This is a genomic window from Dyadobacter frigoris (assembly GCF_005280585.1).
Classification (GTDB): Bacteria; Bacteroidota; Bacteroidia; order Cytophagales; family Spirosomataceae; genus Dyadobacter; species Dyadobacter frigoris.
This window is the reverse complement of the sequence record NZ_SZVO01000001.1, coordinates 107,215-122,127: the sequence shown is the minus strand read 5'-3', so window position 1 is coordinate 122,127 and position 14,913 is coordinate 107,215. Positions and strand designations below refer to the sequence as shown.

Sequence of the window (14,913 nt, the reverse complement as noted above, 5' to 3'; positions counted from 1 at the left end):
GCCGATTGGCAATGTACTATTCCCAGAATATTATGTAGCTAAATAGCGAAGTAACATATCAAGCCGTTCCTGATCAACACTTTCGATCGGATCGTTGGCATGTGCTTCTTCAATATCATATCCAAAACGCTCCAAAGTAGCAATGATCGGATTGATGTTGGTACGGTTTAATTTCAATGTCAGCAGTGATGTATCTGCCGGATGCAGTGATTCGCTGGAAGAATAGTAGCTGCTTAAAACCTTGGTTCCGTTTGATTCAATCAGCCTGCTAATTTCAGATAAAGAATAATCTCTCTCCGCTATTTTCAAAACCAAAACAGCTCCTTTTTCCTGAATTCCAAGTTCACTGACAAAACGTTCAACCAGATCTCTAACCAGAATTGTCCCGGTAACATTTTTATTTTCATTAACAACCGGAATAATATCCAGTGAAAACTGGGTAACAAGTCTTAACAATTCATAAGGATGGTTGTCCTCAGCAGCAAAAACATCTTCATGCTGAATGATTATTCTGGAAAGCGGCTGGGTTGTATCCGATATGTCAAAAAGAATATCTTCCGACACAATCCCTTTATACAAACCTGAATCGGCCACGACAAGCTGCCGTGTACGAAACTCATCCATCCAGTCCAATGCTGTCCCTACCGTATCGGTAAGTTTCAGTATCGGTATCATGGGATTAATTAACGTTGCAGCTAGCATAACTGAAAGAGTGTTTTTATCGAATCTATGAAAAAATCAAATACCTGTCAACTTTCGTGTAAAAGAATATTCTTTAAAACAAAAAAGAGCCGTTAAAGGCTCTTTAAAAAATGACTATTCCACCGGAATTGATGCATGTTTTTCTAAAAAGCTTTCTACTATAACGTTAAATTTGTCAGGATGTTCCATCATCGGCGCATGACAGCATTTATCTATAAAATGCAATTCCGATCCTGCAATCAAACGGTTAAATTCATAACCAACATGCGGCGGTGTAATGGTATCGTTTAAGCCCCAGACAAGTAAGGTCGGCACTTTAATTTTATGCAGATCTTTTGCCAGATTATGACGCTGTGCAGATTTGGCAATTCCAACAATACTCATACATTTTGGAATACTTGATGTAGTTTCAAAAACTTCATCGATCAAATCTTTTGTAGCAACTTCCGGATCGTAAAAAGTATAAGCAACGCGTTCACGTATATAATCATAGCTTCCTCTTTTTGGAAAAGAGCCGCCCATTGAATTTTCAAAAAGTCCGGAACTGCCTGTAAGTACCAGGCGTGTAACGTTTTCCTGGTTTTTCAAAGTATATAACAAGCCAATATGTCCGCCCAAAGAATTTCCAAGAACAGTTACATTGGTCAGGTTTTTAAACGCGACAAATGCTTCCAGAAAATCTAAAAGCGCATCCAGGCCAGCCTCACGTGGAGGAAGTTCATAAATTGGCAGCAAGGGAATAATGACACGATAACGATCTGAAAAACATTCAATAATCCCATCCCAGTTACTCAAAGCACCGAACAGGCCATGCAACAGCAATAATGTTTCGCCCTTTCCTTCGTCGATAAATTGAAACTTGCCCTCTGCATGTACCGTATATTTCATTCTATTATCAAGGGTTATTATGTATTCACAATTTCTTTCAAAACGAAAGAGTTCAATTATTTCTCTTAATAATATATCAAAAAAACAACTGTTCTTTTTCGATGTTACACAAAACTAGTTCTTTTTTTTAGATTGTCCGAAGCTAAAAGACAATTAATATCATTTTATTTTCTTGTAAATATTATATTAATTAATCGTTATTAATACAATTTACATAGAAAGGTGCAATTTGATAGAATAGTTCCCGGAAGCATATCCTTATTAAATTGATCTCAAGTTTTGTGGGTAAATTTTACTGCAAATTGTCTTAATTTGTTTGTGACTAACTGAGTAAAAAAAAATTCTAAAAATTGGGCTGATATTTAGAAGCAAGAGTGACCCATTTATAACAGTGTCGCGTAGTTTAAATGTAATAATAAGTAATTTATATTAAAATTAGAAAAACATTAGAACCAGTAAAACATGGATTTAGAGCTTCGAGATAAAGTAATAATTGTAACCGGTGGCGCAAAAGGAATAGGAAAAGGAATTGCTAACGTGTTGGCATGGGAAGGCGCAATACCTGTCATCATTGGCAGAAATGAAGAGGACAACTTGCTTGCCGTTGCAGAAATAGAACAAGAAGGCGGCCGCGCATTTCAGGTTACGGCAGAATTATCCAAACCGGAAGAGTGTGAGAGAGCCGTAAAACTGATCGAAGATACGTTTGGCAGAATTGAAGGCGTTGTAAATAATGCAGGAGTAAACGATGGCGTGGGACTGGAACACGGCAGTTATGAAAAATTCATCCAAAGTCTTCACAGTAATTTAATCCATTATTATCTGATTGTTCATCACGCTTTGCCGGCTTTGAAAAAATCAAAAGGATCAATTTTGAATATCGGATCAAAAACAGCAGAAACCGGTCAGGGTGGAACTTCGGCTTATGCTGCGGCAAACGGCGGACGCAGTGCTTTAACGCGCGAATGGGCGGTTGAATTATTGCCTTACGGAATTCGTGTCAACGCGATTATCGTAGCAGAATGTTATACGCCGTTGTATGAAAAATGGATCCAGACTTTACCAAATCCGGAAGAAAAACTGGCTTCAATTGAAAGTAAAATTCCATTGGGACAAAGAATGACGACTGCGGAAGAAATTGCGAACATGACTGCATTTTTACTTTCTCCACGTTCAAGCCATACTACGGGTCAGCTTATCCATGTGGATGGCGGTTATGTACATTTGGACCGCGCTATTACTGACTAAATCTTTTCAGCAGAATATTATATTCGAAAAATGAATAAACCGTTGTGCTCCTTCTTATTTTTAATTCTGACGGGAATTTCGTTTTCCGGTTTTGCTCAAAAGGAAATTGCTTTGTATCCGGGTACCATCCCAAATGCAAAGGAGGCAAACAATGAAGAAACGAATTCAAAAGGTGTAATCAGAAATGTTTCGAAACCAACCCTTTCGGTTTTTCTTCCTCCCATTGGCCAGAGTAACGGAGCTGCGGTAATTATTTGTCCGGGCGGCGGTTATGGTGTTTTGGTTATTGACCGTGAAGGTTATGAAGTGGCTCAGGCATTTAACCGGCTTGGTATTGCAGCTTTCGTTCTAAAATACCGGCTTCCGAGTGACAAAATAATGAAGGATAAATCCATCGGACCTTTGCAGGATGCACAGCAAGCGATTAAAACCGTACGGGAAAGAGCAAAAGAGTGGAATGTTGATACCAGTAAAATCGGGATTATGGGATTTTCGGCAGGTGGACATTTAGCTGCAACCGCCGGAACTCATTTTGATAAATCACTTATTGAAAATAAAGAAAAAACAAGCGTGCGACCGAATTTTATGGTTTTGGTTTATCCGGTAATCAGTTTTCTGGAAGCTCCAAGTCATAAAGGCTCGCGAAGTAATTTGATCGGTCCTTCGCCGACAGAAGATCAGATAAAATATTTTTCCAATGAATTACAGGTTAATCAATCAACGCCACCGGCATTTATCACGCATGCCGGAGACGATACGGTAGTCCCTGTTTCAAACAGTATTATGTTTTATGAAGCTTTGAATAAATTCAAAAGTCCTTCTGATCTGCATATTTATTCCAAAGGCGAACATGGCTATTTAAAAACTCCTCCATTTGATGAGTGGTTTACACGTTGTATTAACTGGATGAAAACGAATCAGTTTATTCCGTAATAGTATTTTCAACTTTCGCAGCCCGGAGTATATCCAGCTTTTCAAATTCTGAATTATGGCTGACGTATTCCGGGATTGCATCTTTCAGAATCAGTATCATTTCATTATCCTCTCCGGAATCAAGCGCTTTTTCAAGTTGTGTCAAAACGTCGTCAAGTTCAAATCCATCCACAGCTGATAACCGGGCGATCTTTAATTTCGGATGATGCGTTAGAGCATCCATTTCATCATTTCTTAATCTTTCTTCTACAAGCTTTTCGCCAGCCCGCATACCGATGTAGATAATTTTGATATCAACATGAGGTTCAAGGCCGGATAACCGAATCATTTTTTCGGCCAGTGCTCTCAATGGTACCAGCTCTCCCATGTCCAGTATAAATATTTCATTTGCGTGACCTTTGGCTCCCGCTTCAAGAACTAACTGACAAGCCTCATTCATCGTAATAAAATAGCGCATTACTCCGGGATGCGTGATCTCAACAGGTCCGCCTCTGTCAATTTGTTTTTTAAAGACAGGAACTACGGATCCTTTTGTCCCTAAAACATTCCCAAATCTTGTCACTATAAATTGCGTGGTATCATTTGTCTTGTTAAGGTTCTGTAAAATTATTTCAGCAAATCTTTTTGTCACGCCCATCACATTCGAGGGATTCACCGCTTTATCCGTTGATATTAAAATGAATTTTTCTACCCAATATTCAACAGCAAGATCGGCTAGCACTTTTGTTCCAAAAATATTCGTTTTAATTGCCTCATAAGCGTTCTTTTCCAGAAGAGGTACATGTTTATTAGCCGCTGCATGAAAAATGATTTGAGGTTGATTTTTTTGAAATAGAGGTTTCATTCGCCTATAATCCGAAACGTCGCCAATGATAGAAATAATTTCAATTCCTGATACTTGTATTTCCCTTATTTCCTCATCCAATTCATATATCGCAGATTCGCACTTATCAACCAAAATAAGTCTTTTGGGTTTAAATAAAATAATCTGTTTTACAAGATTTCTCCCGATTGATCCAGCCGCTCCGGTGATCAAAATTCTTTTATTTCTTATAAATTCGTTGATATTTTGGGTATCCAAATCAATGGGTTCCCGGTCCAAAAGCTCTTCCGCCTCGAAATTGTGAAGATTCTGATGATAATGAGACTTTCTAAAATCTTCATTAAACTGAGGCATTTCATGAGAAGAGGAATCTGTCATAGTAACAATAATTAAGCGTGTAATTATGGACTAATGAAGATTTTCAGGAACGTTGGGGGTTTGTTTTATTCTTACGGGATTTTGGGTAAAAAGTAACAAAAAAAAGAGCCACACCGAAGTACAACTCTTTTGAACAATATTGGTAATCTGTATTTTTAAAAAATCCCTTCCAGTAAACCAGGAGCCAAACCGAAAACAATAGTAAGTACTGTCGCCACGATCAAAACAATTTTATAAAACGGAGCAATACGAATTTCAGCGATATCACCTTCTTTCAGGTACGATGCGATAATGACACGGAAGTAGTAATAAATACCAACAACCGACATTAAAACCGCTATGGCAGGCACCCAGATAATCCCTCTGTCGGCAGCGCTGCTGAATACGAAGAATTTCCCCCAAAAACCTGCTGTAAGTGGAATTCCTGCCAGAGACAACATCGCTACTGTCATTACAAATGCAAGGAAAGGATTTTTCTGAGCTAACCCGTTAAATGCTTCGTAACGTTCATCCGGCTGACCTTCGAATGTTTTTTCTTTTGATACTAACATCAATACTCCAAAGGCAGCGATTGTTGAAAGCGAATAAGCTAACGAATAAAATACAATGGCGTTTTGCGTTGGTTTCGAAAGTGCCGTTAATGCGATCAGTAAATAACCTGCGTGCGAAATCCCGGAATAGGCCATCATCCGTTTAAAACTATTTTGCGTCGTTGCCCCAATATTTCCAACCAATAAAGTAAGAATGGCGATCACAGCAATTACCAGCCACCAGAAGCCATATACTCCGGTAAACGAATGCGACAATAACCTGTAAAGTGCTGCAAAACCTGCCGTCTTTACGATTGTTGACATAAATGTTGTAAAGATCGTCGGCGCTCCTTCGTATACATCTGGTGTCCAGAAGTGGAAAGGTGCGGCAGAAACTTTGAACAACATACCAATCAGAAGCAATAATAAACCTGCATACAAAATGTAGGAAGGTGCTGCTTGCTGTGTTGTGGAAACATAAGCCTGAATTTCATTTAATTTGAATGAACCGGTAGCTCCGTAAAGCAATGTCATACCAAAAAGCATGATACCGGTTGCAAACGCACCCATCAAAAAGTATTTCAACGCGGCTTCGTTCGAACGTAAATTACGTTTGTTGCTACCTGTCAGAACGTACATCGCAACGGAAAGAATTTCAACACCCAGGAAAAGCATGATCAGGTGTTCAAAACCAACCATCATGATGGCACCAACCAGAGAGAAAAGCATTAAGGCATAATACTCAGCAGGTTCCGCTTCGGCATTGTCCTGAAAACCTCCCGAGATCGCAACGATCATAAAAGCAGATGCCAGTATGATGCCGTTAAAAGCTAATGTCAGGTTATCAACCCGGAACATATCGTAAAAATATAACAGCGGCCCTTTGTTCCACTCAAAGAAATTACCTGCCAGAGCAATGGCAAGGAAAAGCAGAACAGCTGGCAATAAGATATTCTTCGATTTCGAGAACCCTAAGAAGAGTGTTACGATTCCAAGAACTGACAACAAAACAATGGGATACATAATTATTTATTATCGTTTGTCATTAATAGAGAGCTTTCGGCGGTCGGCTTTCGGCTATCGGACTATATCAATTAATTATTTTCGCTTTCAGAAAACTATCTTCCTACCAATTGTAGAAGATGGCTAACGGCCGGCTCGGAAATCGTCAAAAATGTATTTGGATAAATACCAATCCAGAAAACCATAATCACCAAAGGCAGCAACACTGCTTTTTCACTGAATGTCAGATCCTGGAAACCTTCAACCCATTTGGATTTCGGTCCGAACATGGACATTTGGAATAAACGAAGCATATAAACTGAACCAAGAATGATCGTCAAACCTGCAATAGCGCCTAACCAGCTGTTGAATGCGAAAACACTCGAAAGCAATAGGAATTCTCCAACAAATCCGTTTGTCAAAGGTAAGGCAACACTTCCCAAAAGAATGATCAGGAAATATACACTTAACTGAGGAGCAACCTGCGTGATTCCACCCAATTGATCCAAACTACGTGTTTTGGTACGGGAAAGAATGATATCGATCACAAAAAATAAACCCACTACGTTGATACCATGGGCAAGCATTTGAATAATTGCTCCCTGCAAACCATTTGTTGAAGCCGCAAAAACACCAGCCGCCATCAACCCCACGTGAGCGAAAGAAGAATAAGCAATCAGACGTTTCATATCGCGCTGCTGAATGGCGATGATTGAACCGTAAATAATTCCAATAACGGACAAAATCACAGCAAGCATTCCATAAGACTGTAAACCAAGCGGAACGATTGGAAGCAGTAAACGGATCAAACCGTAAACCCCCATTTTAAGCATGATACCAGAAAGTAACATCGTTGCTGGTGTTGGCGCTTCTGTGTATGTGTCAGGCTGCCAGGTATGGAAAGGAAATAATGGCATTTTGATAGCAAAAGCTACAAAGAAAGCCCAGAATATAAATCCTTGCGATTTGGCTGATAATTGTAAATTGTAAAAAGCTGTGATTTCAGAAGTATGTGTTCCCGGCGTCTGGTAGTATAAATAGATCAATGCAACAAGCATGAATAAACTACCGAACATAGTATAAATGAAGAACTTGAAGGTAACTTTCAAACGATTTTCTCCCCCCCAGACAGCGGCAAGGAAATAAACCGGAATAAGGGCTGCTTCGAAGAAAAGATAGAATAAGAAGGCGTCTGTTGCAGTAAATACACCGACAAGCGCAGCTGACATAAAAAGTATCAGCGAATAAAAGGCTGCACTGTTTTTATAAGTATGTCCAAATGTGGAAAGAATGATCAGTGGCGTTAAAAAGGCGGTCAGCAAGACGAGCACGAAACTGATTCCATCCAAACCCGCGGCAAAAGAAATTCCCGCGGATGCCAGCCAATGATATTTAAACCCAAACTGAACACCAGCTGACGGATCAAATTGAGACCATACAAAAAAAGCAAGTCCTAACTCCGCAAGAGCGCCGACTAAGGCTACCTGTTTCGCCAGATTAGCTCCAACCAAGAGGGTAATAACGCCAGCCACAATGGGCAAAAGTATTAAAAGAAGAGTAAGCATATTTTCAAGTCAACGGTCAGCACTAAATGGTGAACGGTATAAATATTTAATATGTCAGTTTCAACAAATGCCTATAACAACAGCTTCCAGAACAAAATAACGACGATTCCCAAAACCATAGCAAATACGTAATCTCCGGTAGAACCTGTCTGCGTTTTACGCAACAAGCCTCCCAGAAAAGCGACAAGCCTTGCCGTGCCATTTACAAACAAATCAATGAAGAATTCACCGAAACTGTAAAGGACGTTAGAAAGTGATTTGATCGGTTTTACAAAAACAGCATTGTAAAGTTCATCAACGTAATATTTGTTGTAAATCAAATTCTGAACCGCTGATTTTTCTTCCGAATCCGGAGCCGGAACACTTTCTTTTTGAATGTACATCACATAAGCAACAATCAAGGAAAGCAAGGCAACACCAACTGAAACGGCCATCAAGATATATTCTTCTGAGTGGGATAAAGTCGTTGGTTCAAAAGCTGCCGGGTTAACCTGGTGTGAACCCGCATACAACGGTTCCATAAATTCTGCCAGATGATGTGTTCCGTGCAAAGCTTCCGGCACTCCGATAAATCCACCCAATGCAGAAAGAACGGCCAGAATAACCAAAGGAATTGTCATCGATGCAGGTGATTCATGCAAATGATGTTCCTGATCGTGCGTTCCGCGGAATTTTCCAAAGAAAGTAAGGAAAAGCAGACGGAACATATAGAAGGATGTCATCAATGAACCAAGTACACCGACTACCCAAAGTAGTTTGTTATGCTCAAAAACGTGCGCTAAAATTTCATCTTTCGAGAAGAAACCTGCAAATGGCGGAATACCTGAAATCGCGATGGTTGCGATTAAAAACGTAAGGAAAGTGATTGGAAGTTTTTTACGCAAACCACCCATCGAACGGATATCCTGTTCGTCGGACATGGCGTGGATCACGCTACCAGCGCCTAGGAATAATAATGCTTTGAAGAATGCGTGGGTAATTACATGGAACATTGAGGCAGAATAAGCCATCGCGCCTAAACCCATGAACATGTAACCCAGCTGACTCACCGTAGAATAAGCCAGTACTTTTTTGATATCGTTTTGTAAAAGTCCGATCGATGCAGCGAAAAGTGCCGTTGCACCACCAATAATTCCGACCAGTTCAAGCGTTGAAGGCGCAAGCGAATAGAGGACGTTCGAGCGGATCACCATATAAATCCCGGCCGTTACCATCGTTGCAGCGTGGATAAGCGCTGAAACCGGAGTCGGACCTGCCATCGCATCTGGCAACCAGGTATATAAAGGAATTTGCGCCGATTTTCCCATTGCTCCAATAAACAGGAACAAGGTAATGGCAATAATTACAGGATCGCCGATTGAAAAACCGGTTGCCTTACTAAATACTTCAAGATATTCTACTGAACCGAAAGTAGCGATGATCGTGAAAATACCTAAAAGGAATCCCAAATCCCCTACACGGTTCATGATGAACGCTTTACGTGCAGCGTTGTTGTAGTTTGTATTTTTATTCCAAAACCCGATCAATAGATAAGAACAAAGTCCTACACCTTCCCAACCGATAAACATGATGACATAATTGGAACCCAGAACGAGCAGCAACATGAAGAAAAGGAAGAGATTCAGATAAGCAAAAAACTTACCGAAACCTTCATCATGTTTCATGTAACCAATTGAATAAATGTGGATTAGGGATCCAACGCCGGTAATAATCATCAGCATTAGTAATGAAAGCTGATCGATCTGGAAAGAAAACGGAATGTTAAGATTTCCAACGGTAATCCAGTTGAAAAGCGGCAGAACAAACGGAGTACTTCCCGCTGCAACGAATGCATTAAACGCATTCAGAGAAAGAGCAAAACTACCGATAACAGCTAATGACCCGATTATTCCAACGGCACCTTTTGGTATTGTACGGAATCCAAGACCATTAATCAGAAAACCCAACAGAGGTAATAATGGAATCAGAATTAGTAATGAAGCAGACATATTCTATATTTTGTATATTAACCAATAAGGCTTACCATTTCAATTTATTAAGGAAACCGATGTCCGTATTACGCGTATTCCGGTAAATCATCACGATGATAGCCAAACCAACGGCAACCTCAGCAGCGGCTACGGCCATGATAAAAAACACGAACACCTGCCCCGAAGGATCAGACCGGTAGGATGAAAAAGCGATCAATAAAATGTTGGCAGCATTTAACATCAACTCAACAGACATAAAAATGATGATCGCATTACGACGTGTAAGTACGCCAATGATACCAATCACAAAAAGCAATGTGCTGAGGATGAGATAATATTGAAGCGGGACATTCTGAATAACCTCTGGTATATTCGGGTTCGGGATCATAGCAGATTTACCTAAATGGGTATTCGATTAAAAAATAGTCACTAATTTAAAATTTTCAGGACTTTGGATTATTGCCCTAATCACTGAACTTATCTTTATATGCTGGCAAAAATAGACATAAATACCGCTTACTCAAATGTTAACCGAGCGGATTATATTATCTCTGTGTTAAAGCACGTAATTTTATTTCTGTCAGCTTGCGTTTTGTATCCAATGGAAATTCCGCTTTCATAAGCCAATCATAAAAAGACGGCTCACTTTTAAGGACATCGGCAACACGTTTGCCATTGTGTTTCCCAAAGTTAAAAACTTCTTCACCTTTCTCATTATAAACCATGCGTCCGGCAAAATCAATAAGCTTCGATGCTGTTAGCGCATGCAAAGCGGTCACATCATTTTCTACCGTTCCAAGTTCTTTTCCATGCGAGTCAATTACCTTTTGACCTTGATAACGAGCAATTTGGCCTTGAAGAACTTCAAAAGTTGCTATCGTATCCGCTTCCGCGCTATGTGCATCTGTCAGCGATTTGTCACAATAAAATTTATAGGCAGCAGACAGATTTCTCGGCTCCATCATGTGGTAAATGCGCTGTGCATCTACTGTCCGGCGGTTTTTGATATCAAACTCAACACCAACACGTAAAAACTCTTCAACGAGCATTGGAATATCAAAACGATTGCTGTTAAATCCTGCCAGATCACAGCCTTCCAGAAACGTTGCAAGATTTTTTGCGAACATTTTAAAGGTTGGCGCATCCTTTACATCTTCATCATAAATGCCATGTATCAAACTGCTTTCCAGCGGAATAGGCATTTCAGGATTAACCCGTCTTGTACGAATTTCCGTTTCCCCATTAGGCAGAGCCTTCACCACCGATATTTCTACGATCCGATCCCGGGCAATGTTTACACCGGTAGTTTCAAGATCAAAAAAAGCAAGCGGCTTTTTAAGATGGAGGGTATGCATAAGGCTACTTTAATTAGGTTTTCGCGGCGCGAAGTTACGCTTTAAAGGAACACAGGCCAAAAAAAGAGTTTAGTTTATACAGATTATAAAATAGTTCATTCCTGTATTAAATTTTCATTAATCAATCCAGGCGTATGACTTTGTAACTGCTTTTTGCCACCCTTTATATAATGCATCTCTTTTCGCCTCGTCCATATCAGGGTTCCAGGTATGTGCAATCGCCCAGTTACTTTTTAGTTCGTCCGTATTTTTCCAATAACCAACCGCCAAACCTGCTGCATAGGCCGCACCCAATGCCGTAGTTTCTGCCACGGCCGGTGAAACGACCTGCGTATCCAGCATATCAGCCTGGAATTTCATCAACAATTCGTTCAAAACCATCCCGCCATCGACACGCAAAGAAGATAATTTGATACCGGAATCCTGCTCCATGGCATTTACAACATCCAGTGTTTGATAGGCAGTTGCTTCCAAAACAGCCCTGGCAATATGTCCTTTGGTAACATATCGTGTTAATCCTGCAATAACGCCTCGTGCATCATTACGCCAGTAAGGCGCATACAATCCTGAAAATGCAGGAACAAAATAAGCGCCACCGTTATCTTCGACCGTTTTTGCCAGACTTTCGATATCACTGCTTTTTTCAATCAGTCCCAAATTATCACGTACCCATTGCACCAGGGCGCCGGTTACCGCAACACTTCCTTCCAAAGCATATTGAACTGGCTCATTTCCAAATTTGTAGGCAATCGTAGTAAGCAGGCCATTATCCGACATTTTCAGTTCTGAACCTGTATTCATTACCAAAAAGCAACCTGTTCCATAGGTGTTTTTTGCCATACCCGGTTCGAAACATGTTTGTCCAACCAACGCCGCATGTTGATCGCCCAGAATTCCTGCAACCGGAACGCCTGGTAAAACTTCATTGCTCACAGTGCCATACACCTCACTGCTGCTTTTTATTTCAGGCAACATCAAAGCAGGAATATTATATGCATCGAGCATTTCCTGATCCCATTGCAAAGTCCGCAAGTTCATCAATTGTGTCCGGCTTGCATTGGTAACATCCGTTACATGAATTCCGCCATGACCTCCGCCCGTCAAATTCCAGATTAAAAAAGTATCAATATTTCCAAAAATAGCTTCTCCTTTTTCCGCATCTGCGCGCAAGCCTTCCACATTTTCCAGAAGCCATTTTAATTTTAAACCGCTGAAATAAGTTGAAACCGGAAGTCCCGTAATATCCCGAAACTGGTTTAATCCACCTTCTTTTTCATATTTGGCTACTAAATCTGTCGTCCGTGTATCCTGCCATACCAATGCGTTATAGTAAGGTTTCCCCGTCCGGCGATTCCAGACCACCGTTGTTTCTCTTTGATTTGTAATACCAATTGCGACTATATCGGCGGCTGTGGCAGAGGCTTTTATACGGGAAATCGCAATTACTTCCAGTGTATTTTTCCAGATTTCTTCCGGATTATGTTCAACCCAGCCTGGCTGCGGATAAATCTGTTCGTGCTCCTTTTGCCCGACGGAAACAATTTTTCCCTGATGATTAAATAGAATGCAACGTGTACTCGTTGTTCCCTGATCAATAGCCGCAATATATTTTGACATAATGGTATTATGATTGTCTTTATTTGTAATATGTCAGTAAATAAGGAAATTTTGGCGGAATGGGCAAATGTTGGTAAAGCCGCATTTTATTTGTTGAATCTGTATTCCAAAAGAAATGCGTCTTTTTGTAACAGACTTGTCCCACAATGCCCATATCTTCTCTAGTGAATTTGATATCCAGAAAATATGTTAGACTTCTGGATCATGATGTTTGTGGTTCAAGCATACTCAAAATTCTTTTATACTTTTGGCTCAACATTCACTTATAACTGTAAGTTGAAAACAGAATTATTAATTGTACATAGGCCTTATAGAATTTATGAAATGGCGATGGGATCAAGGCAGGTTAAACTATTTTCAATTTGAAAATTACTGGTGATGCGTTAACTTTTTAAAAATACTTATAACACGCTGTAAATAAATTAATTACGAACGTTCTTTGATTTTTTGATTTGATTTGACCCGTAGCTTTGTGGCTTTTACACGAGGTTATGAATTCAGGAAAATACGTTTTTGCTCAGCTTTTGCATTTTATTGACCGTTATGAGTTTGAAAAATGCGTATCAAAGTACAATGGCGATTTTCGGACACGAGAATTTAATTGTTGGAACCAGTTTATTCAACTGTTCTTCGGTCAACTAACCTCTCGTAATTCCTTGCGTGATATCTGCACTTGCCTGAAAGCGCATAAAAACAAACTTTATCACCTTGGAATCAAAAGCCATGTTAACCAGTCCACACTTTCACGTGCAAATGAAAGCAGAGACTGGAGAATATATGCCGACTTTGGACAGTACCTTATAGACTTGGTCAGACCCTTATATGCAACAAATCCAGTTCCTAATGTCAATGTTCGCAATGAGGTGTTTGCACTGGATTCAACAACGATTTCCCTAAGCCTGAAACTATTCAGCTGGGCTCCAGGAAAGTATTCACGTGGGGCAATAAAAATACACACGCTTTTGGATCTGAGAGGGAATATCCCATCTTTTATCCTTGTTACCGACGGTAAATACCATGATAGTAATATACTTGACGAGCTGTTAGTATCACCAGGAGCGATCTATATCATGGATAAAGCTTACATCGATTTTGCCGCCTTATACAATATGAATGAGTCCGGAGCCTTTTTTATCTCAAGAGCAAAAACCACAATGAATTATAAAGTCATCGAAAGCAATTTCAACATTGATCCCACCTCAGGGCTTAGGAGTGATAAAACCATCATACTTAATGGATATAAGTCCAGCAAGCTTTATCCCGAACCCTTAAGGCTTGTGGAATACTATGATGAAGAAAAAGATATTCTTCTTTCTTTCCTGTCAAACAACGATATACTTTCTGCGCTTGAGATAGCCAAACTCTACCAGAAAAGGTGGCAGATAGAGATTTTTTTTAAGTGGGTGAAACAGAACCTGACAATCAAAACGCTCTGGGGACATTCTGAAAATGCAGTCAATATCCACGTATGGGTTGCCATTAGCACTTATTTAATAGTCGCTTATCTCAAACATACTTTAAAAAGCAATCTCTCCATATATGAGATTATGCAAATATTAGGCATATCTGCTTTTGACAAAACCCCCTTGAAAGAGCTCATTAATGAATGTCAAATCAATCAAAATGTCAACGAACAATGGGACTTATTTAATTAGCAAAACTTAACGCATCAGTACTATTTGAAAATCTAAAATCAATTGCCTCAGTTTTAAATAAAATTGAAGGAGTAATAATTAATCAAAAAGATATTGATCCATTAAGGTATGGTCTAGAAAAAGAGACAAGTCTTCCTTTTGCTCCACAGTCTTATAGAGTTTGGCGTAATTACAAAAGAGTATTTGAATGCTCTTTTCTTGCAACTAGCATAAACGATCGGCTTTTTGTTACTGATTTCTGTAAAAA

12 protein-coding genes are annotated in these 14,913 nt (G+C 39.8%); 3 read left to right on the top strand and 9 right to left on the bottom strand.

Annotation, left to right across the window (positions count from 1 at the left end; all coding sequences use genetic code 11):
- Positions 1-30: 30 nt before the first annotated feature.
- Together FDK13_RS00565 and FDK13_RS00560 are read right to left on the bottom strand one after the other, a co-directional pair.
- On the bottom strand, positions 31-702 hold the full coding sequence (locus FDK13_RS00565; protein ID WP_137338032.1) for a CBS domain-containing protein: 672 nt from the start codon (positions 700-702) through the stop codon (positions 31-33).
- 114 nt (positions 703-816) lie between these two features.
- Positions 817-1,590, bottom strand: coding sequence for an alpha/beta fold hydrolase (locus FDK13_RS00560; protein WP_137338031.1), 774 nt, complete (start codon positions 1,588-1,590; stop codon positions 817-819).
- A gap of 462 nt (positions 1,591-2,052) precedes the next feature.
- Here FDK13_RS00560 and FDK13_RS00555 point away from each other — a divergent pair, with 462 nt between their 5' ends.
- The gene (locus tag FDK13_RS00555) at positions 2,053-2,838 is read left to right on the top strand and encodes an L-fucose dehydrogenase (protein ID WP_137338030.1); all 786 of its coding nucleotides are present in this window, start codon (positions 2,053-2,055) and stop codon (positions 2,836-2,838) included.
- A 30-nt stretch (positions 2,839-2,868) separates the two neighbouring features.
- Positions 2,869-3,771 (top strand): alpha/beta hydrolase, encoded by a 903-nt coding sequence (locus tag FDK13_RS00550; protein WP_137338029.1) that lies wholly within the window; start codon positions 2,869-2,871, stop codon positions 3,769-3,771.
- Here FDK13_RS00550 and FDK13_RS00545 read toward each other — a convergent pair.
- From FDK13_RS00545 to glpK, 7 genes are all read right to left on the bottom strand, one after another.
- On the bottom strand, positions 3,761-4,972 hold the full coding sequence (locus FDK13_RS00545) for a polysaccharide biosynthesis protein (protein WP_137338028.1): 1,212 nt from the start codon (positions 4,970-4,972) through the stop codon (positions 3,761-3,763). The two genes, FDK13_RS00550 and FDK13_RS00545, sit on opposite strands and share 11 nt — an antisense overlap.
- A gap of 155 nt (positions 4,973-5,127) precedes the next feature.
- Positions 5,128-6,525 carry an NADH-quinone oxidoreductase subunit N gene (locus FDK13_RS00540; protein WP_137338027.1) on the bottom strand — a complete coding sequence of 466 codons (1,398 nt, stop codon included), beginning with the start codon at positions 6,523-6,525 and terminating at the stop codon, positions 5,128-5,130.
- A gap of 95 nt (positions 6,526-6,620) precedes the next feature.
- Positions 6,621-8,069 carry a complex I subunit 4 family protein gene (locus FDK13_RS00535; protein WP_137338026.1) on the bottom strand — a complete coding sequence of 483 codons (1,449 nt, stop codon included), beginning with the start codon at positions 8,067-8,069 and terminating at the stop codon, positions 6,621-6,623.
- A gap of 71 nt (positions 8,070-8,140) precedes the next feature.
- A complete protein-coding gene (nuoL, locus tag FDK13_RS00530) occupies positions 8,141-10,057 on the bottom strand; it encodes an NADH-quinone oxidoreductase subunit L (RefSeq protein WP_137338025.1) in 1,917 nt (638 codons plus the stop codon).
- Positions 10,058-10,088: 31 nt separating this feature from the next.
- Positions 10,089-10,427, bottom strand: a complete 339-nt coding sequence (gene nuoK / locus FDK13_RS00525) for an NADH-quinone oxidoreductase subunit NuoK (RefSeq protein ID WP_137338024.1) — start codon at positions 10,425-10,427, stop codon at positions 10,089-10,091.
- A gap of 157 nt (positions 10,428-10,584) precedes the next feature.
- Positions 10,585-11,394, bottom strand: coding sequence for a 3'-5' exonuclease (locus FDK13_RS00520; protein WP_137338023.1), 810 nt, complete (start codon positions 11,392-11,394; stop codon positions 10,585-10,587).
- A 117-nt stretch (positions 11,395-11,511) separates the two neighbouring features.
- Positions 11,512-13,011 (bottom strand): glycerol kinase GlpK, encoded by a 1,500-nt coding sequence (glpK, locus tag FDK13_RS00515; RefSeq protein ID WP_137338022.1) that lies wholly within the window; start codon positions 13,009-13,011, stop codon positions 11,512-11,514.
- 491 nt (positions 13,012-13,502) lie between these two features.
- On the opposite strand from glpK, the gene FDK13_RS00510 reads away from it, so the two are divergent.
- Positions 13,503-14,666 (top strand): IS4 family transposase, encoded by a 1,164-nt coding sequence (locus tag FDK13_RS00510; RefSeq protein ID WP_137338021.1) that lies wholly within the window; start codon positions 13,503-13,505, stop codon positions 14,664-14,666.
- The last annotated feature ends 247 nt before the right edge of the window (positions 14,667-14,913 follow it).